Source organism: Candidatus Puniceispirillum marinum IMCC1322 (genome assembly GCF_000024465.1).
In the GTDB taxonomy this organism is placed as follows: Bacteria; Pseudomonadota; Alphaproteobacteria; order Puniceispirillales; family Puniceispirillaceae; genus Puniceispirillum; species Puniceispirillum marinum.
This window is the reverse complement of record NC_014010.1, coordinates 1,837,352-1,863,340: the sequence shown is the minus strand read 5'-3', so window position 1 is coordinate 1,863,340 and position 25,989 is coordinate 1,837,352. Positions and strand designations below refer to the sequence as shown.

Genomic DNA, 25,989 nt, shown 5'->3' with positions numbered 1-25,989 from the left:
GCCAGCAACCTCAACCACCACATTCAGCCCTGAAAATTACAGTGTTTTTAATTTTTTGGAGACGCAAACCTTCCTTTTGTGCATAAAGCCGCACCTTTTCAGAAGTGCTACTGGACATGCTGGCCTGATTTTCGGCCATCAAAAGCCGTACCCACTTATTGAGTCGTTGTTTAGTTGCAGTGGTGTGATAATTATAAATCGAATAGTCTGGATTGGGCGCTTTTTGTAACTCTATTCCCAGAAACCCGGGAAACTCTTCTTCCATGATTGTCAAAAGCACTTGCTGTTCACATCCGTTAAAACCTTCAAGCGCAAGGCGTACTTTTCTCGCCACACCTCCCCAAGGTTTGATTTTGCTTGGTTTGACAATATATCCATTCTCATCCATTCGCATAGCAACAGAACGGGCAAGGGCTGTAGCGGCTGCATTTATGCTAGCGTGATCGAGCGGAACTAAAACTGGAAGTGTCGAAACAATAGCTGGAATAAGACCCGATTTAACATCGATTACCGAAACAATTGGGGTCATTAATTCTGGGTTGGACATATCGGGTGTGACAGACACTTCTAAAATAAGTAGCCGCCCAGTGCGCTCAGCATCGTAACGTTGTAGTGCCTCGATCATCTCTGGTGATGTTTGGTCATCTTCTAAAAATGTGGCACTAGCAAACCTTGCGTCTAGTGGTGTTATTCCAATTTCAGTTAATGCCATCGATAGCGCAATTGGAAGTGCATCGGTAATAGCTTGGTTTTTGTCATCCTCTTTAACGCTCATCATCTTGCTAAGTACAATAACCTGGTCGTATTCCTCAGCTGATATGGAGGGCGCTAAAACGCATAGACCTGCTAGAGACAAGGTTAAAAAGGTCAACACAAGGCTAGTCACTTTGATTATTCTGAAAATAAGATTGCGTATCATCGTCCATCCCTGCTTTAGCATGGCAAAAAGCCTAATCTCACCAATTTACTTTGCGTTTATATCAAACGTGTTTTTTCTTTTCGAAAACTCAAATTAATATTCTTAACATCTAGCTTGCTATGAGACTGTTATGTAGCGTCCACCATTCATGAGAAAATTTGAACGCGTTTTGTACAATCCGTTAGTTATATCGCTTGTTTAGCTCCGTCTATTTTGCATAGAAAAAATAAAAATATAAATTAAGTCAAAAATTCACATTAAATAAAATCTTGCAAAGCGTCAGAAAATTTATCAAAACTAATTAAGGTTTTAATTATTTATTTATTAACTTTATGTCTAACGCTCATAAACAAAATTTTGAGATTAGTTTAAAGATTATTGAAGTTGTTTAATATCTATAGGGTGATTAGTCATGTTACGTTCGCTTGTTTTAGCTAGTGTTTTATTTTTTGGTTTAACAAGTTTTTTTAGTCATCAGACCCTAGCAAGCTGCTTTTCAGATCAGCCTTTCTATGGATCGGCTTCAATTGTTTACACGCCCAAAAGTAATTTTTCAAAAAAACCAAAACCTGAAGACATAGAAGAAGCCCGCCAACAAGCTTTACTCGCCGCTTGGAATAAATATATCAGCACCTGCATGGAAGCTGGGCGAATGCAACAATATCTAGCGCGTGGGTCGGAAATCCTGGGTAATTTGGATAATTACATTCTTGGAAAAGAGCTTAGTCACAAAGTTGATAAGAAATCTAAAATAGTGAATGCCGAAGCGCTGTTAACAATAAATCAGTCATTAGTTGATGGCTTGTTTACTCAAGCATCAGGTGGTGGTGATGGTGATGGTGCTTACATGGTTTGGATATTCGCCGCAAAACAAGCAACTTATACAGCCGGTGGTGACACTACGACCTATGATGCCGATGTTGAAAAAAATTCTAGTTCTCGTTCACTGAAAAGCGTTGAAATTGTAGAAGCTCAAGATGATACAACTGCCGTGGAAAGCACGCTAAGCGAGTCTAAAAACAGTAGCCAGAGTTCAGGCAAAACTGTGAATCGTGGCACCGAAACCACCTCAGTCATACGTGAATATGATGTGGTGCCTTCTGCTGATTTTAGTACCAAAATGGCAGAGGTATTGTCGCTCGCAAATTATGAGCCCATCGACTATGTGGACCTTGTCAATGAATGCGGTGGTGAAGAACTAGAAATTGTCGAAGAAGAATTGGCGCTCAATGGGAAAATGTCTCGTGAAACACGTAAATCTGTGATTACAGCAGCACGCGATTGTGAGGTGGAATATCTGGCTATTGGTACAATTGATATCAACCAGCCACGCGCGTCAGGTGTTGAAGGCTATAATGTTGTTGTTTCAATAAATGGTGAGGTACTTAGCTTGGCCAAGCGTCTTCCAAAGAAAGTTGCGGCAATAGGCCCGGTACAAGCCCAAGCGGGGGGGCCCGAAGATAACACAGCTGTTCGTAATGCTTTAATCACGGCTGGAGACTTTACGGCAAATGAGATTGTCAGTCGGTTAAACGCAAAAGGTGTAAACTAATAAATGCTATTTAACTAAATTAATTTTGTAATGAGTTTGACTATAAGAGCGCGAGAGCTTTGATTAATGTTAAAGTTATTTTTACTTTTAACCGCAATATATATGGCCGTTCCAAACGCAGCTGTCGCGCGTGTTGAGATCGTTGAGGTAAATGTAGAAGGTATGGGTTTAACCCTTGGTGATGCCATTTTAGATGGCTTGCAATCAGCCGTCAGCATGGTGAATGGTGTAGAAGTAGCCTCACAAAGCCGGCTTGAGATGGCGACTGTTAGCACCGAGACTAATCAGGCTGAATCCTACACCGCTGCCTCCGCTTTTTCTAAAGACATCACCACAGCAACTAAGGGCGTCGTAGATGGCTATGATGTTCTATCTTCGGGGCGCGATGCGTCTCTGGGAAATAACTACGTTGTTCAACTGGCAGTTCGCATCTCAAAACTGAAACAATCAAAACAACTGAACCGCCTGCGTATGGCGGTTTCTGGGCTATATGTGGATGATAACGTGTCCGATCGGCGTGCGGCCGACGCAACAGCTCTTGCCATTCAAAATGCGGTGGTTGACTACCTCACCCAGACGCGCCGTTTTGCGATGATAGATCGAAATAACCTTGCTGATACGCAGACCGAGCTTAATTACATTGCTACATCCGGAATGGCGACCAGAGAATTGGCACGCTTGGGGAACAAGGTCGGCACAGATTATCTGGTGGTGATGATCATGCGTGAACTCAATACTAATATCTATCAGAAAAAAATGAAAACCAATAACCGAATCAAAGAATCAAAGCAGGTCGTCGGCGAGATCAGCGTGCGCATTCTTGATGTTGCCACGTCTCAGATTAAATTTTCCGACACTATTGTGATCCGGAGTGAACAAGATTATCGCACGCTAGCCAAAGACGGTGGCCGCGTGATCGGTCAAACCATTCAAAACGCAATATATCCAGCCCGAATTGTGGCAATCGATGGTGATGCTGTAACCATTGGTCAGGGCGGCAAGACATTTGTCAGAAACGAAATCTATGAACTTGTTCAACTTGGTGAACGAATGATCGATCCCTACACAAAAGAAAGCCTTGGTTTTCAGGAAATTCCCGTTGGTAAGATCAAAATTGAACGTGTTCAGTCAAAGCAGTCTACTGGGCGTATTATCGAGATAGAAGTGGGCGACGTCACTAAACTCACTGGTTATAAATACATTGTTAGACCATTGCGCTCAAATACCACAGCAACCCTCGAAGCAAATCGCAAGAATGTAAAAAAAGCAAAAAACCGAATTGAAGAAATGAAACAGAGCTTTAACTAGGAGTAGTGATATGCGTCACCTATCAAAAAGAAAAATTCATTTTGGCATAAGTGATAAGGCTAATTGTAAAAGGCTCTGTTGTGCTGTTTCTGTGGCCTTTGCTATGACTTTATTAGCGCCAAAGTTGGCACTAGCAAATGAAGATGTTCTTGATATAGATGCAGAAGTTGAGCTGAAATTGGAACCGCTCGATGGCATCACAACCGTCTGTGATGATCATGTTGAAGCCAAAGGGTGGAATGATCCAACCAAGCCGTTTTCAGTTTCTGTAGGGATGGGCATTGTGCTGGTAGAACCGGGTCACCCTAACTACATCAATGAACGACAGAACGCCTATGACAAGGCAGTTCTTGAGGCTAAAGGCAATATCCTAGAGGCGTTACGTGCTAAGGTTGCGCGTCAGGTTTCAACCCGTATTTTTGCTGGAAATTTTCCTGAACCAGCAACCGATGAAGGCGCTGCTGCATCGGTTGATAATCGTGACTTAAAATCGGCATTTAAGAAATCATTAGAAGTGGTTCACCGCGAACTTGATAAGGAATTAGCGTCTACAGCCCCACCAGAACCTGAAACGGCTGAGGAAGCTGATGACATTGTTGCTACCCTTGGTGGCGAGACATTCAACAATGCAGTCAACACTATTTCAAGAGAGATGCTTATTGGCACCAGCCGCGGTTTTGTTGCTGAAACGTCGCGTAAAGGAAAAAAGGGTGAAGTTTGTGTTGTTATGGTAACTTCCGATAATTTAAGGAATGTTGCCAGGGCTATAGTATCCCAAGACCCAAGCTATCTTCCCAAAGCCAAGGTTGGCAAACCTCTATCACAACATATTCCTAACCCAAAAACGAATAAAGGCCTGATGGAATTACTGACTTCATACGGGGTTCAGATTGTCCGGGATGAAAATGGAAACTATGCTGTCATTTCATATGCCCAAGCAGGCGCAAAATCAAGCTCACAACTAATGCTCAAAGCAGCAAAAGAGGAAGCTTTAGCTCGTGCACAAGGCGATCTTCGTACTTTTATGGGTGAAATTGCCCTCAAAACAAAAAACTCCCAAAATTACACTAATTATAAAGAATTGGCGGATGGTGGTGAAATTTACGAAGGTGGCTCAGCCTTAGATGTAGCCATTGAGTCAGCATCTTCAGCTTTAGATATCGTAGGGGCCAAACCAAAATTTTGGGGCGTAAAACATCCTGTTTCAAAACAACCAATTGCAGGAGCTATTCTTGTGTGGACACCTGCATCAATGAAAAAATCTCAGGATGAAATTAACGCAAATAATCAACCTATTAAAAAGGCCACTAACCCAGCTAAAAATTCTTCAAGCACGAGATTAAAGAGTAATGGTAGTGTTGGGATATCTGGCTCATCCGGGGCCTCAACAACTGAAGATGATTTTTAGTTTTCGCGCTATACGCTTCTTAGCTTTTGTGATGACCGCACTTTTGCCAATGAGCGTAGAAGCGCGCACCGTTACTGTGGAATTTGCGCTTGATCCTCCAAAAAGCAAACTGGAACAAAAAATATTTCTTGATCGTGCCAGATTAACGGCTCAAGTGCAGATGCTTGAGTTATATTTTGCCGATGTCTCTTTTGCACTATCAATTGTGCGGGATCCTCACCAAGGTCGATTAGAGTCCATATTGCGTAATGGATATTACAAATCTTCAGACGTGACAGGGTTTGAAAACATAAAACGCAAAAAAATTAATAATAAATGGCATTTTGTGTTTTCTGGGAATATTCCTGATGATCCACCACAAATAAGTGACAATGACTTGGTGGAAAAAATTCAACAACTAGTCAAAACACAGTCGTCTTTGATTACGCCTGAATTTGCAATTGAGCTATCACTAGCCTATCCAGATCTAAATTTGTATGCATCAGCAATGAAATTATGGCGGGTTAATTATCTAGGCCACTCATATGCGATGTTCCCTGGACAAAACAGCCTAAGTCCCAAAAATTTTGAGTTTAGCGGGCGAGCGCTTAGAGCTGAGGGTATTCCTACAGAACTCTCGGGGATTTTTTCATTACTAGATGAAGCCCCTTTCAACCCATATATATGCCAAACTTTGCTGCCAGCCCTAGCCACCAAAAAACTTCCTGCACTTGCAGATGCTTTATATCCCAACTGTGTGGTTCTCGAAAAAATAAGCTTCTATCTGGGGCGGATAAAGATTGAACCAAAAAAGCGGAATATGACTCGCATGCCCTCAGTTGATATGCTTGATGGCGCAATAAATGAATTCGATAATTTGAAGGCGACGAATACCCTAGATAACGACACCTGGCTGACTCATCTAATTATCAACAGTTTTGGAACTGTCCCAGCCAGCTTCGAATTAGGCGAACAGAATTTGGCTACTGAATCTAGCGAAATTATCTTAGAAAGCCTCGAATTTGAAGACGAAAGTAAAACTATTCTTCAGATTGAGAAGTTGGAAGAAATTGAGCTAAGCGAAGCTTTTCAGTCATTTGAACAAGCGCCTACAATTACGGCAATGCGAGAATTGTCGGATATGCTTAATGAGGCAGGATATCCAGTTATTTCAGAAATTTTCAAGCTTCAGGCAAGTAATAGTAAGAGGAAAAAGTGATGTTTAAATTAGTAAAGTTTATAATACCTCTGGTCATGTTCGTATCACCGATAGAGGCTTCAGCTGGGCTTTTTGATGATCTAAAAGCTATCAAAAACAAAATTGAAGGTGCGACTCAAAACAAAAGTACCAATAATGATGCAAGCAAATCTGAATCGACCGTATCCAGCCCCTCAACAAGTAACAATGCTTCAGCAATTGCAAATAGTAATAAGTTCATAAATTTTATTTGTGACTCATCGCCAAAAAGCAATATTTACAATAAACTTGGGAAACCAGACATGGCTCTGGTAACAAAGGATTTCAACAAAAATGAGTCTCAGATAAAAGCCATGTTGAAGCTTTCATCAGAAGTGAATTTGCCATATCTCACCACACTTGATCAATATGTACAGGCCTTTAATAGTGATGAAGTTACCGAACTTTTTAGTAATTTTGTGAAGTCTCCTAACACCCGTGATCTTAGCATCATGGCATCAACAATGAATACCCAAAGCTTTGACAAAAAGAAAAAAATAATTGCCGCTGATGCACAGTTTGCATACGGATTGATACATCTTTTCTTCCATAATGTTGGCGGTAATAAAGACTTTGGAAACAAATTGATCAAAGAGGCTGCAAAAAAGAACCAATATGGTGCACGCTTCATTGAAGGGCTGAAATGGGCACGTGGTTATGGTCGAAATGTTAATCTAAAAAACGCTGCAAGTTGGATGAGACCTGCCTATGAAATTTCTGCAAAACGTGATGGTGATTTGGCACAAGTTATCGAAAACGAGTTCTTTGAAATTGTTCTTAACCCAAATTATTTAAACCGTGACTTGTATGTTGATTTGATACAGGCCGCTGAAGAACAAAAACAAAGTTTTGAGCAACAACTTTCACAAAGTTCTAGCAATATAAGCGATGCTACTTTTTTTAGATCCCAAGTATATGATCTTACAATTACCCGAGGCACACTGCTTATTGACCTTGCAGAACTGACCAATGCAGGTGTGGATATTGAAAAATACAAAGCTGTCTTTGCGGAGCTGTCAAATCAAACCAACCCATCAATTACCACAGTTACTGAATTACTAGTTGTTACGGATGATTTCCAAAATATGCTTGTGACGCAGCTCAAAAATGTTGAAGCCTTAGAGTCAAGCGCTATGCCAAAAGTTCAAGCTCTATTTACACGAACTGAAAACTATATTGATGAAACATATTTGCTGGGTTTGTCTTACAGTTTTGTGTTTTTATCATCAGGTAATGGTAATATTCTTAACAACGACACGGTCCAGTTAGTTGGTGAAATTGGCCGAATGCGAGTGAATTCATGCAAAATCCGACAAGGGATAATTGAATTTTCGTCACGTACAAATGTTGAATTAAAACCGACAAATGCGACTGTAAATACTAATATTTTAGCACCGCGAAAGAAAAAGAGTCGCTAAACAATAGCCTTCAGCTACATTTGGAAGTTAATGATGATGCCTTAGCTTCCAAATGCCCGCGGTAGGCGTGCAAGAACAAGTTTGCTTTCAGCTGTAAACATATCCCAGTCATCAGCGTCAGCTTGTATAAAAGTATTCTGACTTTTCGTTTTTGTTTCTTCACCATCAAAAACTTTACCTCTGATTTCCTCAGACCAAATTCCAGAAAACACCCTATCTATAATTGTTTCGTGAAGCATGAATAACCGGCTTTTTCGTGCAATAGAAAAGTTGTTTAATTCTACAAATTCCTGTTTGCCGTAATAACCCTGATTGAAAAAAGTTTCGCCACTATCTTTGTCATAAAAGCGGAACGATAACCGTGTTACCAAGGCAACCTGATTACGTGTATCACTGCTAGCAGTGATTACAAATTCCCAACCTTCATGAGTTATTTCCATGCCGCAATCAGCTGGCTTCAACGTCATTGCAGTATTCAAGGCACTGTCGCCAGAAGCTGAAACAATTTTCATCTCTGACAGCATTTCACGGTTTACCGCACTCGTTTTTCTATATGGAACAAGAGGTGAGCGTAAGTTTTCAGAAAATGATGTTGTAACTGCAAACCCTGTATCATCACCATAACTTTCAGTGTTTATCCCAATGGTAGCTGCGTTCTCGAGAGCAAAGTCCGAAAAAATAACAGGATCTACCTGAAAATATTTACCCTTATATTTTTCTTCAAATGGGTAACCCTTAACCTCTTTGACCATGAAACGGGTGAGGCTACCCGGTTGGTCTTTATTAGCCAGAAGATTAAAGAACAACATTGGCATTTGTGCTGGATCAGGCTTGCCGGGTAAATTATCAAAATATCTGGCTCTAACAGCAATACAGGATACAATCCTACGTTCAACGATATCGTAAACTGTTGCGTAGCCAAATGAACGCAAAATATACTGGGTTGAATCAATGCTCGGCAAATAAACTTTAGCCAGCACTTTTTCTGATGCTAGCCCAAATACCATACCGTATCGAGTCTCCTTTTTTTTGAGACCTGTGCGCAGATTAATACCTGTTCCTGACCAGTCAGTATTTCGTATTTCCTGAAGAAGTGTCTTGTTTACACTAATTCCTGTCGGGCTGTCATTCTTGGACATCTCTAACGCGCGCCGCGTAAAAGGCATAACATCCGGTTTATCTTCAAGCAGATAAATTCCGCCCCAGGTCACTGACCCTGGCAAAGCTGCAAAAGCATCCTTTAACATGAAGTTTGGCATTGCCATCGAACATAGGGTAAATCCTAATTTGATATTAACGTCTCTTCTTTTCATAGACTTGAACCTTATTAAAACTTAGAGACTCGAATAATTAACAACCAAATAACAAACGGTTTTTAAAAATGATCATTTGAACAATAATAATATGAACATGCTAAAACTAGAACAACCATGAAATCAATGCCAATAATCTAGACATTATCACCCAGACTTCGATCGTTCCACTGGACAATCAAGCAATCACCGAGTTCCAAGGCACAAGCCTCCACCCCTTTCGAACAGGTCATTCTGAAACAGGGGTTCGGGTGCCGTTTAATGACGTCTCATGTTGTGGAACAGGCATTTATTTCCCATGATAGGGGCGCGGCGCATATATCTTTACGCAACTCTGATTTTGCCAGCAATGATGCTGATTTGCTGGTGCCTTACCAGCTTGCCGATATATATTGTGTCTCGGTAGATGCGAGCATCGATCGCGGATGTGCATGTTCTGACCTGCGTCATCCACCTTGGGGTGGTGCTGATTTTGTCTTTACCCTCAATGAAGGCTGTCTTTTCAGAGCAAAGCAACCGCCCACATTCACCGCATAGCCTAGCCATCTTTAAGGCACTTATGCGCAATATCATACGGATCAATATCACGCCCGATGGATGATGACCACCGTTCGCAACGCCGCCAGCAGCACATCCAGATCATCTACGACTAGCCAAAAATTCATGAAGCGCCTATACCGTAAAACATAATGAATGCGGCATCAAAAGAGTGTGATCATGAAACCTATCAATATTGCGTCCATTCCTGCAGATGGTATTGGCCCGGAAGTCATTTCTGTCGGCATTGAGGTTGTACAGGCCGTATGTGCACGCAATAGTGATATCGATCTGAACTTTACGCATTTTGACTGGGGATCGGATTATTATAAACGGCATGGCGAAATGATGCCGGCTGATGGGCTTGATACGTTAAAGACCTTCGATGCCATCTATTTTGGCGCCGTTGGTGCGCCTGACGTGCCCGATCATGTCACTTTATGGGGCTTGCGTCTGCCGATTTGTCAGGGCTTCGACCAATATGCCAATGTGCGACCGACAAAAATCATCGCGGGCATAGATTCGCCTTTGCGCAACGCTGGTCCTGGCGATCTCGACTGGGTCATTGTGCGCGAGAATTCCGAAGGTGAATATTCAGGTCATGGCGGGCGGGCGCATCGCGGCATGCCCGAAGAGGTCGGCACCGAAGTCGCTATCTTCACCCGTGTCGGGGTGACTCGCATAATGCGCTATGCCTTCCGTCTGGCCCAGACACGCCCGCGTAAATTCCTCACCGTGGTAACAAAATCCAATGCCCAGCGCCATGGCATGGTGATGTGGGATGAAATCGCCGCAGAAGTCGCTACCGAATTCCCCGATGTGGCATGGGACAAAATGCTGGTAGATGCAATGACCGTGCGGATGACATTACAGCCAGACACGCTTGACACCATCGTAGCGACAAATCTGCATGCCGATATTCTGTCTGATCTGGCTGGCGCGCTGGCGGGCAGTATCGGCATTGCCCCAACTGCCAATATTGATCCAGAAGGCCGGTTTCCATCGATGTTTGAACCTATCCACGGCTCTGCCTTTGACATCACTGGCAAGGGCATAGCCAATCCGGTGGCAACCTTCTGGACAGGTGTACAGATGCTCGATCATCTTGGCCTGACCAATGAAGCAAGCCGGCTTTTCACCGCGATTGAACAGGTCTGTGCCGATGGCATATTAACCCCTGATGTGGGCGGCACCAAAACCACCAGACAGGTCACAGACGCGGTTTTGGATGCCATCCGTCAGCTTAACAGCTGAATGCCGCCAACCTCTGGACAGGTTATGGCAGGCTTAATTTTGCCATGCGGCCGCCATCGACGGTATAAATCTGGCCGGTGATAAAACTGGCATCATCTGATGCCAGAAAGGCGACCAGCGCGGCGACCTCCTCGGGTTGCCCGGTGCGCCCCAGCGGATGAATAGTACCAATTTCGGCTTTGAATTGTGCCGGATCAGCCATCGTGTCAATGAACGCATTATTCAGCATGGTATCGATCCAGCCTGGTGCCACCGCATTACAGCGAATGCCCGCTGCGCCCTCATCGACCGCCACAGCGCGCGTCAGCCCATGCAGTCCGGCTTTCGACGCACAATAGGCAGCATGACCGGGGTTTGATCCCAGCCCCTCGATCGATCCGATATTGACGATCGCACCACCAGCCTGGCGCAAGGCTGGAAGCGCCGCTTTGATAAGCAGAAACGGCGCGGTCAGATTGACCATAATAGTGTCTTGCCAGTCATCAAGGCTCATATCCTCGACTGTCGCTTCCTGCATCATCCCCGCATTATTGACCAGAATATCAAGCCCGCCACCTTGTTCAATCACCGCGGCAACGCTGGCGGCTATCGCCTGATCATCGGTCAGATCGGTGATGATATGGTCAAACACATCATCTGCCTGTCGCTGGGCGGTAAAAACTTTTGCCCCTTCATCCTGCAAACGCTGGGCAATGGCTTTGCCGATGCCGCTACGCCCGCCCGTGACCAGCGCGACTTTCCCGTCAAATCGTCTCATGCCACCGCCTTCCCGCCATTGACCTCGACCAATGCACCGCACATATAACGGGCGGCATCAGACGCTAGAAACAGCACCACATCGGCAATGTCTTCGGCTTCGGCAACACGGCCAATCGGCACCGTCTTATCCAGTAACGCCAGCGCCGTATCAGGATCAAATCCGCGGCTGACAAAGCCGGTGCGCAACATTGGCGTGTTCACTTCATTTGGGCAGACCGCATTCACCCGAATGCCCTGATGCGCATGATCCATCCCCATACATTGCGTCAGTGACGCCATCGCGGCTTTGGTCATGCAGTACAGCGCATGGTTTGGCCCTGGCCGCAATCCCCAGCAAGAGGCCGTATTGACAATCGCCCCACCCCCCGTAGCGGCAAGAATAGGAATCGCTGCACGGCATATGCGAAAAGGTGCTTCCACATTCACCCCAAGCGATAGGTTCCAGTCATCATCACTGGTCGCGGTTACAGCGCCGCGGGCAATCACCCCGGCATTATTAATAACGATATCAAGTCCACCCAGCGCCGCCTCTGCGGCTTTTGGCAACCCATCACTATAGACAGGATCCAGCAAATCACCTGGCAGATGCACGCTGGCATCAAGCCCCGCCACCGCACGGTCAGCCACCGCAACCTGCGCGCCTTCGGCCATCAGCATGCGGACAATGGCTGATCCGATGCCACCTGCCGCGCCGGTCACCAACGCCTTTTTCTGTTCAAATCGTGTCATGACCACCTCCCTTTTCAAACGAAACCATACTATGCCTGTGCCAACAATTATTTTAAGCCACCGTGACAGATATATTCTGCCCGGCATCTGGCGCGTTAGCTTTTATCATTTAAGTGATTGCACTAAACCCGCATCCCTGTACAGTTTCATAGTCACTATGCCGCAATCCACATGACCTAATCCACGCATGTGATTGTCAGCTATTATTGGGGGTGTTTATGTCATTGATTGTCGCGCTGAAGTTTTTTCATTATCTATCGCTATTTCTGGCAGGCGGGCTTGGCGTTGCCAATGCGCTACTGGCCAAGGCGCATCAAAAGGCCCAGATGCCTCCTGCCCCACCAACGGCGCACCCCGCTTGAGGTATGGCTGATAGATATGGAATTTGAGGATTAACAGCAAAGGGAGATGGCACGTCAAGAGATGCGCAAGGCGCGATATAGTGTGATGGCAAATGGGTCAAACCATGATCCGGTAAACCTGAATCATGTGCAGGGCTACGAGCCCGCGAGAGGAATAAGGACCGGATCAGCAGATTCCATCAGGGCCAGCGGGCAAATGTTCCGCATCAACAGGCCGGATATAGAACTGCAACCTATCTTGTCCAAACACGCAAATCAACCCTTGCCATAGAGCGACGTCCATATAGGCGCATGATGACAGACCCAAAATCGGTTCACACTATTGTTGATAAACAAGAACGTGAAATGATCCAGATTGAACTTTATACTAACAACCAGGATGAATATGCAGAACTCTTTGAGAGCGTGTTTAATTTCAAACCGATTGAAGAAAAGCCCGGTTGGCGGCAATTGCGTCACCCCACCTATTTCGACATCATGCTATTCTCTCCACCACCAGACAAGTCGGGGCAAAGCGAATTTTTGTTACCTAAACCTGGTGAGGGTGGAAAAGGCATAGAAGTTGTAATTTGCGTAAAAGAATTAGCGAACCTGAGAGATGCGGTCATAGATCGCGGATTTGAGTGTTCTGAGATTCGTCATCCGCCGTGGGGTGGTGTTGAATTCTTATTCAAACTCGAGGAAGGTTACCTTTTCAGGGTAAAGCAACCACCCACATTCGCAGAATAACACGTCCTCTTTTTGTCTATATCGGCTTCATTTTGCCTGTCATCTGTGCAATCATGCACAACCGGCGTGGCCAGACATAGCCCCAAACCCAAACATAGCCCCAGACATAGTCATTGCGCAAAGCCCACATCTCTATACAGTTTCACATGCACAATAAATAATCCTAAACTATGATTGTTAGAAATGAATGTGAGGGTACTATGTCATTGATTGTCGCGTTGAAATTTTTTCATTATCTGTCGTTATTTCTGGCTGGCGGGCTTGGCGTTGCCAATGCGCTACTGGCCAAGGCGCATCAAAAGGCCCAGATGCCTCCTGCCCCACCTGTTCAGCAGACCATGATGACACTGGCACGTCTTGGCCTTGTCGCCATAGTGATTTTATGGGTAACCGGTATTATTCTGACCAACCAGATATATGGCAGTTTCAACCTTGGCTGGGCGTTTCATCTGAAATTACTGGGCGCCACAATTCTGTTGCTGGTGATTGCCTTTTTGAATTTTCATCTGGCGATGAGCGCCAAAAAAGGCATCCCGCCAAATCCGAAAATCATGAATGCTATTCCTTATATCGCCCGCACATCATTGGCGGCCATATTGATCGGCATTGCCATTGTGACAACGGCATAGGCCTAAAGCCGCTGGCAAGGGTAGTTGTTTAGCGGCCGATGGATGAATAGCTCAGCCCGGCATCGCGCATCTGTGCGCCATCATAAATATTGCGCAGATCAACCAGCACATGGCCACGCATGGCGGCGATAAATTGGGCGGCTGTCAAAGCCCTGAATTCGTTCCATTCCGTCACAATGACAACGGCATCGGCATCATTAATACAGGCACCGGCACTTGCACAATAGCTGACGCTATCAGGCAGCATATGCCGCGCTTCGTCCATCGCTTTCGGGTCATAGGTTTTAATCTGCGCGCCAGCATCAACAAGTTCGCGGATGATATCGACCGACGGGCTATCACGCATATCATCGGTTTCGGGTTTGAAAGCAAGCCCCAGAACGGCAATCACCTTACCCGCAACCACCCCGTCCAGCGCGGCTTTCACCCGTCCCGCCATCGCGTTTTTGCGCTTGTCATTATAGGACACGACTTCATCGACGATGCCGATATCGATATTATATTGTTCGGCGGTTTTGACCAACGCCAGCGTATCCTTGGGAAAACACGAACCACCATAGCCGGGGCCTGGATGCAGGAATTTATTACCGATACGCTTATCCAGCCCCATACCCTTGGCGACATCATGCACATTCGCACCCACCGCTTCGCACAGATCGGCCATCTGATTAATATAGGAAATTTTCACCGCCAGAAAGGCATTGCTGGCATATTTGATTAACTCGGATGTTTCCAGCTCGGTAAAAATAATGGGCGTTTCGATCAGATATAAGGGCCGGTACAGCGCCCGGATCACCGTGCGCGCCCGTTCGCTCATCGTACCAACAACAACGCGGTCTGGCCTCATGAAATCGCTAATCGCTGCGCCTTCACGCAAAAATTCTGGGTTTGATGCCACGTCGAAATCGGCCTGCGGGTTCGTCTGTGCCACAATGTCATACACCTCACGGCCTGTGCCAACCGGCACCGTCGATTTGGTCACCACAACCGTATAGCCATCAAGATGCGGGGCTATCTCGCGTGCCACCGCATAAACAAAAGACAGATCAGCATGGCCATCGCCGCGCCTTGTTGGCGTGCCCACAGCGATGAAAACAGCGTCGGCATCGGCAACGGCGGTGCCAAGATCAGTGGTGAAATGCAACCGGCTAGCAGCAACATTACGCGCCACAAGATCTTCCAGACCAGGTTCGTAAATTGGCATGGTACCATTCTGGATCAGATCGATTTTGGCTTGGTCATTATCAACGCATGTCACAGAAAATCCGAATTCGGAAAAGCAAGCGCCCGATACCAGCCCGACATAACCTGTTCCAATGACAGCAATCCTCAAAAGACCATCTCCGTGTAAAATCATCAATCAAGCGTCAAACTTCACAAGACTAACATTTACCATATTAATATTATGGTTTTGTTAATAGCCCATAATCTGCTCAACCGCCATCGTCAGTACATGCCCCAGCGCAATATGTGCTTCCTGGATATGCATGGTTTTTCTGCTTGGCACGGCAAACAGCATATCGCTAAGCGGGGCCAGCTTGCCGCCGCCTTCGCCGGTAAAGCCAATGGTCTTGATGCCTGATCCGCGCGCACTGTCCATAGCCGCCGCCACATTCGCCGAATTGCCGCTGGTTGAAATACCAAGCAACACATCACCCTCACGCCCCAGCGCTTCGACCTGCCGTTGAAAAATACCTTCAAAACCGAAATCATTCGCATAGGCGGTGATAAAAGACGTATCCGTGGTCAGTGCCAACGCCGCCAACCCGCCACGCGGGCGGCGATGATCAAGCGTTGCCACAAATTCAGCGGCGATATGCTGGGCATCGCCAGCCGAACCACCATTCCCGCACAGCATCAGCTTACCGCCTTGTGCTAGGGTATCAGCGATCATCAGTGCGGCGTCAATAACCGCATCCGCATACATATTGGCTGTTGCTGTTTTCACCGCTGCTGATTCAAGAAGCACGGCTTTGATATCTGTTCCGGTTGGATAGGCCATTTAGGCAACTTCTCAATCTGTTACTTGCTAATTCAGTTATGAACCTATACTTGATAAGGATCAATGATGGATAGGCAAAAAGGACAGCACATGGTTAAAAAAGCCATTTTTCCTGTCGGCGGACTTGGCACACGGTTTCTGCCAGCAACCAAGGCGCTTCCTAAAGAAATGTTGCCAATCGTTGACAAGCCACTTATTCAATATGCGGTTGAAGAGGCCATCGAGGCTGGCATCGAAGAATTTATCTTCGTGACAGGTCGCAACAAGACCGCCATCGAAGATCATTTCGATCATAGTGTCGAACTCGAAACAACATTGAAAGCCCGCGGCAAGGATCAGGCGCTGGCCACCGTTCATAACATGATGCGCGATCCTGGATCGGTCATCTATGTCCGGCAACAGGAACCAGCCGGTCTAGGCCATGCTGTCTGGTGCGCGCGCCACATCATCAAGGACGAACCAGTGGCGATCATCCTTGCCGACGATCTTATTCTGGGCAAAAGCTGCCTTGCCGAAATGGTTGCCGCCTATGACAGCACCGGCGGCGGTAATATGGTTGCGGTCATGGATGTGCCTGCATCGCAAACGGCATCATATGGTATTGTAACGCCAGGCCAAGTCAACGGCACCTCTATCGACGTACATGGACTTGTCGAAAAGCCAGCCCCCGATCTGGCACCCTCGACGCTGGCCGTGGTTGGGCGCTATATCATTCAGCCCGAGGTTTTTGCCACATTAGCCACCCAGGAACGTGGGGCGGGTAATGAAATCCAGCTCACCGACGCGCTGGCAAAACAGATTGGCAAAGCCCCTTTCACTGGTTTGCGCTTTTCGGGTCAGCGTTTTGATTGCGGATCAAAGCTGGGATTTTTGCAGGCCAATATCGCCTTTGCGCTTGAACGGCCTGATATGGCCGATGATTTACGCCAATGGGTAAAAGAAAGTATTTAAATGTCCGCACATCATTTTGATCCATCGATTCTGCGTGCCTATGACATTCGCGGCATTTATGAACATACGCTGACGGATGCTGATGCCTTTGCCATCGGTCTGGCTTTTACCGCCTGCATGGATATGCGCGGTCTGGACAAGCGCATTGCCGTTGGGCGTGATGGGCGGCTCTCATCACCAGCTCTGGCCAACCATCTGATCGACGGGCTTGTTGCAGGCGGGGCAACGGTTTTCGATATTGGATGCGGACCCACACCGATGCTGTATTATGCCAATGAGGCGCTGGCCACCAACGCCGCGATTCAGGTCACTGGCAGTCATAATCCCCCGACGCATAACGGTTTCAAAATGATTATGGGCGGGGCGGTATTTTTTGGCGAAGATATCAACCATCTTGGCGCTGTCAGCGCAAAAGGGCCTGATCGTCATGCGGGGGGTCAACGCAGTCAAACATCCATCTTTGATGATTATGTCGCGCGTATTTTGCAAGGCGCTGATATCGGCGCGGTAACGGCGGTCTGGGATTGTGGTAATGGAGCAAGCGGCGAAGTGACCGATGCGCTTACCCGCCAGCTTAGTGGTACCCATCATGTGCTGTTTGCCGAGATTGATGGTACCTTTCCGAACCATCACCCGAATCCGGTTGATCCGGAAACCTTGGATATGCTCCGCGACGCGGTGGCGGAACATGATGCCGATCTGGGCATTGGCTTTGATGGCGATGGCGACCGGATTGGCCTTATCGATGCCAAAGGCAGACAGGTGCCAGGCGACCTTCTGACCGCCTATCTGGCCTTGGATATTGCCCCGAAACATAAAGGCCGGCCGATGTTGCTTGATGTCAAATCATCCGATATGGCCATGTCGCTGATCGCCGCCACTGGCGCAGATGCGCAAATCTGGAAAACCGGCCATAGCCATATGAAAAAGCGGATGGCCGAGCTTGATGTGCCACTGGCAGGTGAAATGTCCGGCCATATCTTTATCAAGGATGATTATTTCGGCTTTGATGATGCCATCTATGTTGCCTTGCGCGTGCTCAGCCAGATGCACCGCACAGGCCAGACGATCACCGCTTTCATGGATAGCTTGCCACCGCAATTTGCGACCCCCGAATTGCGCATAGAATGCGATGATTCGAAAAAATTCGCCGCAATGGATGCGCTGGCCAGCTTTGCCCGCACCCGCTTTGGCAGCGATGATATGTCGAACATCTCGCTTGTCGATGGTGTGCGTGTGCGCAGCGCGTCGGGCTGGTGGTTGGTGCGCGCCTCGAACACCGAAGCGGCACTTGTTGCCCGCGCCGAAGGGTCAAGCCAGACCGCACTTGATAGTTTGATTGCTGATCTGCGTGAAACACTGGATCATGCCGATCTGACGGTCAAAATTTAATCTGGGACACATTTCTGTCTTGGCGTCTGCATGGCCGATGACCAAAAACGGCCTAATGCCTTTTATCCATCAAACCAGACAAGCAGGCATTGATATTTTCCTCAATCTATCCTATCAGATGGCAAACAGGATACGCTATGATGCGCCGCTTTGGTCGCAACCGCACATTTGTTTTCACCTGTCCTTTCTATGTGGAGATAATGATGATCGCCTTTGATACGCATGGACATCTTTCGATTGCCAGCCCGCTTTATCAATTTGTAAATACCATGCTGACCGAGCAGGGGCTGATGACACCTGATGCCTTCTGGTCTGGCTTTGACAAGGCGGTTCATGAATTGGCACCACGTAATCGGGCATTGCTTGCCAAGCGCGAATCGATTCAAACCCAGATTGACGCCTGGCATAATACGCATGCTGGCAGTGCTATTGATGCAACTGCCTATGAGACCTTTCTGCGTGATATTGGCTATCTTGTGCCAGAGGTCGCCGATTTTCAGGTTGAAACCACGAATGTCGATGCCGAAATCGCATCTATCGCTGGGCCACAGCTGGTCGTGCCGATCACCAATGCCCGCTACGCGTTGAACGCGGCGAATGCCCGCTGGGGCAGCCTTTATGATGCCCTATATGGTACTGACGTGATCCCGCATGATGACAAAGATGGCATAACCAAGGCCTACAACCCCCTGCGCGGGGCAAAGGTCATCGCCTATGTGCGCAAGGTGCTTGATGATGCCGTGCCTTTGGCGTCTGGTTCATGGTCTGATGTCACACGTCTGGTGATCACCAATGGCGCGTTTGACATAACGCTTACCTCGGGCGCCTCAACCCAGCTTGCTAATAAGGCTGGCTTTGCTGGCTATACTGGCGATCCGGCAACCCCTTCATCGGTCATTCTGTGCAATAACGGTTTGCATTTCCAGATCATGATCGATGCCGATGGCGTCATTGGTCAGGATGATCCGGCATCCATCAATGATGTGCGCGGCGAGTCCGCCTTATCAACGATCATGGATTGTGAAGATTCAATCGCCGCTGTCGATGCCGAAGATAAAGTTGTTGCCTACAGCAACTGGTACGGCCTGATGAATGGTAGCCTTCAAGACACCTTTGAAAAGGGCGGCAAGACCATCGTCCGCAAACTGAATAATGATATCGACTATGTCACCGCCAATGGCGAAAGCGCCAGCCTGCGCGGACGCGCATTGATGCTGGTGCGTAATGTCGGCCATCTGATGACCAATCCGGCGATCATGCTGTCTGACGGCAGTGAAATTCCGGAAGGCATCATGGATGCCTTTATCACCGTTGCCGCCGCCATGTCAGATTTGCAGGCACGTCGCAATTCGGTCGCTGGATCGGTTTATATCGTGAAGCCGAAAATGCACGGGCCCGAAGAAGTCGCCTTTGCCAATGATATTTTCGCCGCGGTTGAAGATGTGCTGGGATTGCCGCCTTTCACCATCAAAATGGGCATCATGGATGAGGAACGCCGTACAACGGTCAATCTCAAAGCCTGCATCAATGCCGCCAAAAACCGGGTTGTCTTTATTAATACCGGTTTCCTCGACCGCACCGGTGACGAGATTCACACCTCGATGAATGCCGGTCCGATGATCCGCAAAAGCGATATGAAAGCGGCGCCATGGATCGCCGCCTATGAAAACTGGAATGTCGATATCGGCCTTGCCTGCGGCTTGGGTGGACGTGGCCAGATTGGCAAGGGCATGTGGGCAATGCCCGATATGATGGCCGCCATGATGGAACAGAAAATCGGTCATCCGATGGCGGGGGCAAATTGTGCATGGGTGCCATCACCCACCGCCGCTACTTTACACGCATTGCATTATCATCAGGTCAATGTCGCCGAACAGCAAGCTAAACTGGCAACACGCGAACCTGCCAAACGCGCCGATATTCTGTCGATCCCGATCAGCACAAGACCAAACTGGTCTGCTGATGATATCCGTCAGGAACTGCGCAATAACGCCCAGGGCATTCTTGGCTATGTTGTGCGCTGGATCGATCAGGGCGTTGGCTGTTCAAAAGTGCCCGATATCCATGATGTCGGCCTGATGGAAGACCGCGCAACCTTGCGCATTTCATCCCAGCATATGAGCAACTGGCTACATCATGGCATTTGTGACGATGCGCTGGTGATGGAGGTAATGCAGGAAATGGCCGCCATCGTCGATCAGCAAAATGCAGGCGATCCGGCCTATACGCCAATGGCGGGCAATTTTGACAATTCGATCGCTTTCAAAGCTGCCTGTGATCTGGTATTTCAGGGGCGCGAACAGCCTTCGGGCTATACCGAGCCGGTATTGCATCGCCGCCGCCTTGAAAAGAAACTAAGTGATCGGGCAGATGCTTAATCTCGATCCGTATATTTCAAAGACGCCGGGCTTCCCGAAACAGGGCATCACCTTTTACGATATAAGTCCGGCGCTTGAAGACCCCCGCATTCTAAAACAGGCAACCGACGCCTTATGCGATCTTGCCGCGCCAATGCAGCCTGACCTTATCGCTGGCATTGATGCGCGCGGCTTTCTGTTTTCGGTACCGATTGCTACCCGGTTTGATTGCGGTGTCGTGATGATTCGCAAAGCTGGCAAATTGCCCGGGACGCTATATCAAAGCACCTATGCGCTTGAATATGATAATGCCACATTGGCGCTTCAGCATGATCGTAACATCGCTGGCAAGAACATTGTTCTCTGCGACGATCTACTCGCCACTGGCGGCACCCTATTGGCGGCAAGGGATCTGATCAGCATGGCTGGCGGCACTGTGACTGGCGCCGTATGTCTGATTGAGCTTACCGGTCTGAAAGCCCGCGAAAAGCTGTCTTTTCCTGTCGCATCGCTTCAAAGCTACGAATTCTAGCGCCATACCGATCAGCTAGACCATACCTATCAGCCATCCGTTTCTTATCAGCCATCCAATTCTTATCAGATATCCGATTCTTATCAGATATATAGTCTAAAGCCAGCTATCTAATTTGATGGTTTCGCGCTGTCATTTTGATTCGAGGCACGAATATCTTCGCGGAAACGGTCGATTAACACGGGCTTACCGTCACGCTCGACATGCCAGAAAATCCAGCCATTACATGATGGTAGCGATTGCAATTGCGCGCCAAGCGAATGAATTGATCCGCTTTCCTTGCTATCAGTCACCAGCGATCCATCGGCACGCACCTGTGCAGAAAAGCGCTTCTTGGCATCAAACAGACGATCCCCGGGTTGCAAAATACCGCGCTCGATCAGCGTGCCGAAAGGTATTTTTGGCAAAGCCCGTTTTTGTTCGCTGGCCAGCAGGTCTGGCGAGGCAATTGGCGTGACCTGATCGATCCGGTCGCGCGCCAATTTGACATAATCGGGATTCTGTTCGATACCGATAAAATTCCTGTTCAGACGGCGCGCCACGGCGCCAGTGGTGCCGGTGCCAAAGAATGGATCGAGGATCACATCATCGCGCTTGGTCGAGGCCAGAATAACCCGTGCCAGCAGTGACTCGGGCTTTTGTGTCGGATGCGCGCGCTTGCCGTTTTCTTTCAGACGCTCATGCCCCGTACATAATGGCAATTCCCAGTCAGACCGCATCTGCACATCATCATTCAGTGCTTTCATCGCTTCATAATTAAACGTGTGTTTTGCTTTTTGCGATTTTGCCGCCCAGATCATCGTTTCATGCGCATTGGTGAAACGCCGACCACGAAAATTCGGCATCGGATTGGTTTTGCGCCAGATCACATCATTCAGCACCCAGAATCCAAGATCCTGCATAATCTTACCGACACGGAAAATATTGTGATAGCTGCCAATAACCCAGATCGCGCCATTCGGCTTCAGCACGCGGCGCACTTCGCGCATCCATGCCAGCGTAAATTCGTCATAGGCGGCAAAGGAATCGAACTGATCCCATGAATCATCTACCGAAACCACCGAGGATTGATCAGGGCGAACCAGCAACTCCGAAAGCTGCAAATTATAAGGCGGGTCGGCAAACACCAGATCAACCGAATTTTTGGCAAGGGTTTTGAGCGTCTCAACGCAATCACCCTGAAGTACGATATTCTTATCCACTCTGACCGTCCTTTACTAACCAATCACTGGCCAAACCCTTGGCCAAACTCCTATTCATTTGCATTTTCCACGCCAATTTGGCGCCTCTTGATGTCTAAAAGAATCACAGAATCAATATAAGTCAACAACTTAAGAAAGTTTCTTAAAGTCGCAACTATATATTGTGGCTTATCTACGCACAGACCTTGTATCTAGTGGTGCGCGCGCAACTGAAAATGGCTCAAAATGCTATTCTGGCGAAACTAGGCGGCTGTGTTGGGTCTATATTTGCCGCAAAGCAGCGTCAAAGCCAAAGCCGTCAGCCTGTTTGCTCATCCAGATAGCGTTTCACTGGCTTATAGCTTTTGCGGTGATGCGGCGTCACCCCCAATGTTGCCAGCCCTTCCTGATGCGCCTTGGTGCCATAGCCCATATTCGTCGCCCAGCCATAGCCCGGATAGGCGGCATCGAGTTCGGTCATAATGCCATCACGCGTATGCTTGGCAATGATCGAGGCCGCGGCAATCGATAATGACAGCCCGTCACCGCCAATCACCGCTTCGCCAGTGAACAGGCCACCATCAACCGGCGGCGCGGGTATCGGCGGCATGATCGACCCATCAACCAGCATGTGAAGGGCTGATTTATATCCCGCTTGGGCAAGCTGGCCTGCCAGATCCTCTGCGCAATCATGCATCGCCTGCAACGTCACTTGCAGAATATTACCGGCATCGATTATCGCGGGCGGTACCGATATGACGCTATATATATGTGTATTCGTGGTCAGCGCATCATAAAGCGCGGCACGTTTGTCTGCTTTCAATTTTTTTGAATCATCCAGACCGGCAGGCAAATCATCATAACACTTTGGATCAAGCCAGACCGCCGCCACCGTCACCGGCCCCGCCCAGGGGCCACGTCCTGCCTCGTCAATACCGATCGTCAACCCCTCAAACGCTTGTTCACGCGACAAATCGGGATCGGCCGCATCAGGGCGTGGGCGCGGCGGCATTAGACGCGCCTTTGGTCAACCGCTTCACGTAAGCGCGGCATGATCTCGACAAAATTACACGGCTTATGCCGGATATCGAGCTGATAGCGCAAAATCTCGTCCCAGCCATCGCGGCAGGCTGATGATGATCCGGGCAAGGCAAACAGATAGGTGCCTTTGGCCACGCCGCCAACCGCGCGTGACTGAATCGTCGAGGTGCCGATCTTGTCAAAAGAGACCAGCCGGAAAATCTCGCCAAAGCCTTCGATTTCCTTGTCAAAGACTGCGCGGAACGCTTCTGGTGTGCCATCGCGTCCGGTCAGGCCGGTACCGCCTGTTGAAATCACCACATCAATATTCGGTGCCGCAATCCATTGCGTCAGCTGGCTGGTAATTGCCGCAAAATCATCGGTCACAAGGGCGCGATCCGCCAGATGATGACCGTCGCCTTGCGCGCGCGCGGCCAGCAGATCACCCGATTTATCATCGGCAAGACTACGCGAATCCGAAACTGTCAGAATCGCGATATTAACCGCCACAAACGGCACCGAGGCATCGATACGCTTATCATCTCCGGTCATGTCTTTTCCTCATATCCGGTCGTGCGCCCCATAATCAAACAGTATCATCAAACGGTATCATCACTTGGCCACCTGTGCGGTTTTGGCAAAGGGCACATAGGTGCCCTTGTCACCAATAGCAAGCGACATTAATTCGGGCGCATCCTCGCCAAAGCGGGCCCGATAGATCGCCAGATTCGACACCACATTTTTCACATAATAGCGTGTTTCGCGCGCTGGCATCGATTCAACCAGTAGAAAAATATCATCCTGATGATCGACTTCACGAAGCCATTTATTCAGATTGCCTGGCCCACCATTATAGGCCGCCAGCAGACGTACCAGCGAATTATCGATAATCCGTTCATCCAGCAGATGCCGGATATATTTCTGCCCCAGCGCCAGATTGACTTCTGGCAATAAAAGCTCGCTGCGTTTGCGGTCGCGATAACCGCGATCACGCGCAATAAACGCCGCCGTCCGAGGCATGAGCTGCATCAGACCCGATGCCTTGGCACTGCTTTTGGCGCGCGGGTTAAAGCCTGATTCCTGCCGCGACACCGCCCAGACCAGCGCTTCATCCACGGTAAAGTCGATATCGGCAAATTCTGGATGCGGATACAGCGCCCCATACCAGCTTTTGCCACCATTCTTGCGGATAATTTCGCCAACGCGGAAAGACAGGCCAGGCATGTTATGCAAGGCAGCTAAGCGCATCACGCTTGGCTTGAATTGGTCTGGCATATCCATCCATAAATAACGTAATTCTCGCGCCGCATCATGTGGCCGCCCAATTTGCAATAATGCCAGCACCCGCTGGCCGCCTTTCTGGCTTATCAGCCATGCCATGAACCCGGGATGTTCCGCTGGCAGATCAAAGGAAATATCCATGCTTTGACCCAGCGCTTTGCGCGCAATCACGCCATAGAAACTATCCAGTTCACGGGCGGCGATTTCCAGATATTGCGTCGCATTCTGGAATCGTCCCTGCCGCATATCGACCCGATGCGCCCAGAACGCGGCACTGCTGCGAAGCCCGGGAGAGACCTTTTCAAACCCGGCAAGGGTACGGAAAAACAACCCGGCATCTTCATAATGACCACTGCGCCATGACGCCAGACCAGCCGCCCAATAAGCCATGGTCGCGCTTTCACGGCCAACGCCAATCGCATAGCGGGCTTGCCGGATGGCTTTGTCATCATAGCCGAAAATAAAATAGGCATGCGCCACTTCACCACGAAGCTGGGCTTCTTCCTGTTTTGTCAGATAGCGTTTATTGGCCTTGCTATTAAGGATATTGACCGCGCCTGTAGGCCACCCACTGCGGATCGACCGGCGCACCTTGCGCGCGATATTACGCGTTGTCGAAATCGACGCCCGCGCCTTTGTTGTCATCGGAATCATCGGACGATAGCCATAGCTTCCAGCCTGACCATAACCATTCAGATAGCCTGATTTGGGCTTAATTGGTGCCTTTTGCGAGTTACCCTTGCGGCGTTTGGCCAGCCAGTAAATCCGGCTTGCATCAGGATGATCATTATATTGCCGAAGCCAGCTTGCTAACTCACTATAGGTTGACCGCCACGCTGTCGGATGCAGATAGCGTTGCGATAATAGATGCCCCATCAATATCGGGTCGCGAAGCCGCCCCATTTCGCGCGTTGCCTGTTTCATCTTGCCTGCCTGTTGCAATGCAAACAGCCGTTCATAAAGCGCAACGTCAAAATCCGATAGCGGTGTTGGCAATTGTGTCGCCGTCACGCTTTGGCTTCCCATAACCGTCAAAGCCACAAACAGAACAAGGCGGCGGCTGACATGATACAGGCGGGTGCGGTTCGGGCGTGTTAAGTGGCACAGAATGCGGGTTTTGAAAAAGGCGTTCATGAAATC

The 25,989-nt window shown here is 48.4% G+C and carries 24 protein-coding genes; 14 read left to right on the top strand and 10 right to left on the bottom strand.

Annotated features, from left to right (window positions below; genetic code table 11):
* Window positions 1–10 precede the first annotated feature (10 nt).
* Window positions 11–919 (bottom strand): hypothetical protein, encoded by a 909-nt coding sequence (locus tag SAR116_RS08705; protein WP_013046557.1) that lies wholly within the window; start codon window positions 917–919, stop codon window positions 11–13.
* Window positions 920–1,331: 412 nt separating this feature from the next.
* Between SAR116_RS08705 and SAR116_RS08700 the strand changes: the two genes are divergently transcribed.
* The 5 genes from SAR116_RS08700 to SAR116_RS08680 all read left to right on the top strand — a co-directional run bounded on the left by SAR116_RS08700 (window position 1,332) and on the right by SAR116_RS08680 (window position 7,821).
* Window positions 1,332–2,471, top strand: coding sequence for a hypothetical protein (locus SAR116_RS08700; RefSeq protein WP_013046556.1), 1,140 nt, complete (start codon window positions 1,332–1,334; stop codon window positions 2,469–2,471).
* A 66-nt stretch (window positions 2,472–2,537) separates the two neighbouring features.
* Window positions 2,538–3,779, top strand: a complete 1,242-nt coding sequence (locus tag SAR116_RS08695) for a hypothetical protein (RefSeq protein WP_013046555.1) — start codon at window positions 2,538–2,540, stop codon at window positions 3,777–3,779.
* A gap of 10 nt (window positions 3,780–3,789) precedes the next feature.
* Window positions 3,790–5,187, top strand: a complete 1,398-nt coding sequence (locus tag SAR116_RS08690) for a hypothetical protein (RefSeq protein WP_013046554.1) — start codon at window positions 3,790–3,792, stop codon at window positions 5,185–5,187.
* Window positions 5,135–6,385, top strand: a complete 1,251-nt coding sequence (locus SAR116_RS08685) for a hypothetical protein (protein WP_148212281.1) — start codon at window positions 5,135–5,137, stop codon at window positions 6,383–6,385. Before SAR116_RS08690 ends, SAR116_RS08685 begins: the two co-directional genes overlap by 53 nt.
* Entirely contained in the window at window positions 6,385–7,821 is a 1,437-nt protein-coding gene (locus SAR116_RS08680) for an SEL1-like repeat protein (protein WP_013046552.1), read from the top strand. The genes SAR116_RS08685 and SAR116_RS08680 overlap by 1 nt, the downstream gene beginning before the upstream one ends.
* A gap of 41 nt (window positions 7,822–7,862) precedes the next feature.
* Here the strand turns inward: SAR116_RS08680 and SAR116_RS08675 are convergent, their stop codons facing one another.
* On the bottom strand, window positions 7,863–9,134 hold the full coding sequence (locus tag SAR116_RS08675; protein WP_013046551.1) for a hypothetical protein: 1,272 nt from the start codon (window positions 9,132–9,134) through the stop codon (window positions 7,863–7,865).
* A 261-nt stretch (window positions 9,135–9,395) separates the two neighbouring features.
* On the opposite strand from SAR116_RS08675, the gene SAR116_RS08670 reads away from it, so the two are divergent.
* Window positions 9,396–9,671: a hypothetical protein gene (locus tag SAR116_RS08670; RefSeq protein ID WP_013046550.1), complete on the top strand. Its 276-nt coding sequence runs from the start codon at window positions 9,396–9,398 to the stop codon at window positions 9,669–9,671.
* A 180-nt stretch (window positions 9,672–9,851) separates the two neighbouring features.
* Window positions 9,852–10,925: a tartrate dehydrogenase gene (locus SAR116_RS08665; RefSeq protein WP_041861346.1), complete on the top strand. Its 1,074-nt coding sequence runs from the start codon at window positions 9,852–9,854 to the stop codon at window positions 10,923–10,925.
* A 22-nt stretch (window positions 10,926–10,947) separates the two neighbouring features.
* On the opposite strand, the gene SAR116_RS08660 is transcribed toward SAR116_RS08665, so the two are convergent.
* Together SAR116_RS08660 and SAR116_RS08655 are read right to left on the bottom strand one after the other, a co-directional pair.
* Window positions 10,948–11,682: an SDR family NAD(P)-dependent oxidoreductase gene (locus SAR116_RS08660; protein WP_013046548.1), complete on the bottom strand. Its 735-nt coding sequence runs from the start codon at window positions 11,680–11,682 to the stop codon at window positions 10,948–10,950.
* Window positions 11,679–12,413, bottom strand: a complete 735-nt coding sequence (locus SAR116_RS08655; protein ID WP_013046547.1) for an SDR family NAD(P)-dependent oxidoreductase — start codon at window positions 12,411–12,413, stop codon at window positions 11,679–11,681. Before SAR116_RS08655 ends, SAR116_RS08660 begins: the two co-directional genes overlap by 4 nt.
* A gap of 218 nt (window positions 12,414–12,631) precedes the next feature.
* On the opposite strand from SAR116_RS08655, the gene SAR116_RS13730 reads away from it, so the two are divergent.
* From SAR116_RS13730 to SAR116_RS08640, 3 genes are all read left to right on the top strand, one after another.
* Window positions 12,632–12,775: a hypothetical protein gene (locus tag SAR116_RS13730; protein WP_013046546.1), complete on the top strand. Its 144-nt coding sequence runs from the start codon at window positions 12,632–12,634 to the stop codon at window positions 12,773–12,775.
* Window positions 12,776–13,066: 291 nt separating this feature from the next.
* Window positions 13,067–13,504, top strand: coding sequence for a hypothetical protein (locus SAR116_RS08645; RefSeq protein WP_190275435.1), 438 nt, complete (start codon window positions 13,067–13,069; stop codon window positions 13,502–13,504).
* Window positions 13,505–13,704: 200 nt separating this feature from the next.
* A complete protein-coding gene (locus tag SAR116_RS08640) occupies window positions 13,705–14,133 on the top strand; it encodes a hypothetical protein (protein ID WP_013046544.1) in 429 nt (142 codons plus the stop codon).
* A 28-nt stretch (window positions 14,134–14,161) separates the two neighbouring features.
* On the opposite strand, the gene SAR116_RS08635 is transcribed toward SAR116_RS08640, so the two are convergent.
* Both SAR116_RS08635 and SAR116_RS08630 read right to left on the bottom strand, forming a co-directional pair.
* On the bottom strand, window positions 14,162–15,466 hold the full coding sequence (locus SAR116_RS08635) for a UDP-glucose dehydrogenase family protein (RefSeq protein WP_041861345.1): 1,305 nt from the start codon (window positions 15,464–15,466) through the stop codon (window positions 14,162–14,164).
* Window positions 15,467–15,547: 81 nt separating this feature from the next.
* Entirely contained in the window at window positions 15,548–16,135 is a 588-nt protein-coding gene (locus SAR116_RS08630; RefSeq protein ID WP_013046542.1) for a D-sedoheptulose-7-phosphate isomerase, read from the bottom strand.
* Window positions 16,136–16,225: 90 nt separating this feature from the next.
* Here SAR116_RS08630 and galU point away from each other — a divergent pair, with 90 nt between their 5' ends.
* The 4 genes from galU to SAR116_RS08610 all read left to right on the top strand — a co-directional run bounded on the left by galU (window position 16,226) and on the right by SAR116_RS08610 (window position 21,367).
* Window positions 16,226–17,086, top strand: a complete 861-nt coding sequence (gene galU, locus SAR116_RS08625) for a UTP--glucose-1-phosphate uridylyltransferase GalU (protein WP_041860870.1) — start codon at window positions 16,226–16,228, stop codon at window positions 17,084–17,086.
* Window positions 17,087–18,478, top strand: coding sequence for a phosphomannomutase/phosphoglucomutase (locus SAR116_RS08620; protein WP_013046540.1), 1,392 nt, complete (start codon window positions 17,087–17,089; stop codon window positions 18,476–18,478).
* A gap of 203 nt (window positions 18,479–18,681) precedes the next feature.
* Window positions 18,682–20,856, top strand: coding sequence for a malate synthase G (locus tag SAR116_RS08615; RefSeq protein WP_041861344.1), 2,175 nt, complete (start codon window positions 18,682–18,684; stop codon window positions 20,854–20,856).
* Window positions 20,849–21,367, top strand: coding sequence for an adenine phosphoribosyltransferase (locus SAR116_RS08610; RefSeq protein WP_013046538.1), 519 nt, complete (start codon window positions 20,849–20,851; stop codon window positions 21,365–21,367). The genes SAR116_RS08615 and SAR116_RS08610 overlap by 8 nt, the downstream gene beginning before the upstream one ends.
* A 110-nt stretch (window positions 21,368–21,477) precedes the next feature.
* Here SAR116_RS08610 and SAR116_RS08605 read toward each other — a convergent pair whose 3' ends face one another.
* The 4 genes from SAR116_RS08605 to SAR116_RS08590 all read right to left on the bottom strand — a co-directional run bounded on the left by SAR116_RS08605 (window position 21,478) and on the right by SAR116_RS08590 (window position 25,983).
* Entirely contained in the window at window positions 21,478–22,569 is a 1,092-nt protein-coding gene (locus tag SAR116_RS08605) for a site-specific DNA-methyltransferase (protein WP_013046537.1), read from the bottom strand.
* A 298-nt stretch (window positions 22,570–22,867) separates the two neighbouring features.
* Entirely contained in the window at window positions 22,868–23,560 is a 693-nt protein-coding gene (locus SAR116_RS08600; protein WP_013046536.1) for a ribonuclease HII, read from the bottom strand.
* Entirely contained in the window at window positions 23,560–24,120 is a 561-nt protein-coding gene (moaB, locus tag SAR116_RS08595) for a molybdenum cofactor biosynthesis protein B (RefSeq protein WP_013046535.1), read from the bottom strand. Before moaB ends, SAR116_RS08600 begins: the two co-directional genes overlap by 1 nt.
* A 60-nt stretch (window positions 24,121–24,180) precedes the next feature.
* Window positions 24,181–25,983, bottom strand: coding sequence for a lytic transglycosylase domain-containing protein (locus SAR116_RS08590; protein ID WP_013046534.1), 1,803 nt, complete (start codon window positions 25,981–25,983; stop codon window positions 24,181–24,183).
* Between the last annotated feature and the right edge of the window lie 6 nt (window positions 25,984–25,989).

Excerpts from the sequence above, each read along its gene's own strand:
- SAR116_RS08705 (WP_013046557.1), bottom strand. The coding sequence starts at position 919 with ATGATACGCAATCTTATTTTCAGAATAATCAAAGTGACTAGCCTTGTG.
- SAR116_RS08700 (WP_013046556.1), top strand. The coding sequence starts at position 1,332 with ATGTTACGTTCGCTTGTTTTAGCTAGTGTTTTATTTTTTGGTTTAACA.
- SAR116_RS08695 (WP_013046555.1), top strand. The coding sequence starts at position 2,538 with ATGTTAAAGTTATTTTTACTTTTAACCGCAATATATATGGCCGTTCCA.
- SAR116_RS08690 (WP_013046554.1), top strand. The coding sequence starts at position 3,790 with ATGCGTCACCTATCAAAAAGAAAAATTCATTTTGGCATAAGTGATAAG.
- SAR116_RS08680 (WP_013046552.1), top strand. The coding sequence starts at position 6,385 with ATGTTTAAATTAGTAAAGTTTATAATACCTCTGGTCATGTTCGTATCA.
- SAR116_RS08675 (WP_013046551.1), bottom strand. The coding sequence starts at position 9,134 with ATGAAAAGAAGAGACGTTAATATCAAATTAGGATTTACCCTATGTTCG.
- SAR116_RS08670 (WP_013046550.1), top strand. The coding sequence starts at position 9,396 with ATGACGTCTCATGTTGTGGAACAGGCATTTATTTCCCATGATAGGGGC.
- SAR116_RS08665 (WP_041861346.1), top strand. The coding sequence starts at position 9,852 with ATGAAACCTATCAATATTGCGTCCATTCCTGCAGATGGTATTGGCCCG.
- SAR116_RS08660 (WP_013046548.1), bottom strand. The coding sequence starts at position 11,682 with ATGAGACGATTTGACGGGAAAGTCGCGCTGGTCACGGGCGGGCGTAGC.
- SAR116_RS08655 (WP_013046547.1), bottom strand. The coding sequence starts at position 12,413 with ATGACACGATTTGAACAGAAAAAGGCGTTGGTGACCGGCGCGGCAGGT.
- SAR116_RS13730 (WP_013046546.1), top strand. The coding sequence starts at position 12,632 with ATGTCATTGATTGTCGCGCTGAAGTTTTTTCATTATCTATCGCTATTT.
- SAR116_RS08645 (WP_190275435.1), top strand. The coding sequence starts at position 13,067 with ATGATGACAGACCCAAAATCGGTTCACACTATTGTTGATAAACAAGAA.
- SAR116_RS08640 (WP_013046544.1), top strand. The coding sequence starts at position 13,705 with ATGTCATTGATTGTCGCGTTGAAATTTTTTCATTATCTGTCGTTATTT.
- SAR116_RS08630 (WP_013046542.1), bottom strand. The coding sequence starts at position 16,135 with ATGGCCTATCCAACCGGAACAGATATCAAAGCCGTGCTTCTTGAATCA.
- galU (WP_041860870.1), top strand. The coding sequence starts at position 16,226 with ATGGTTAAAAAAGCCATTTTTCCTGTCGGCGGACTTGGCACACGGTTT.
- SAR116_RS08620 (WP_013046540.1), top strand. The coding sequence starts at position 17,087 with ATGTCCGCACATCATTTTGATCCATCGATTCTGCGTGCCTATGACATT.
- SAR116_RS08615 (WP_041861344.1), top strand. The coding sequence starts at position 18,682 with ATGATCGCCTTTGATACGCATGGACATCTTTCGATTGCCAGCCCGCTT.
- SAR116_RS08610 (WP_013046538.1), top strand. The coding sequence starts at position 20,849 with ATGCTTAATCTCGATCCGTATATTTCAAAGACGCCGGGCTTCCCGAAA.
- SAR116_RS08600 (WP_013046536.1), bottom strand. The coding sequence starts at position 23,560 with ATGCCGCCGCGCCCACGCCCTGATGCGGCCGATCCCGATTTGTCGCGT.
- moaB (WP_013046535.1), bottom strand. The coding sequence starts at position 24,120 with ATGACCGGAGATGATAAGCGTATCGATGCCTCGGTGCCGTTTGTGGCG.
- SAR116_RS08590 (WP_013046534.1), bottom strand. The coding sequence starts at position 25,983 with ATGAACGCCTTTTTCAAAACCCGCATTCTGTGCCACTTAACACGCCCG.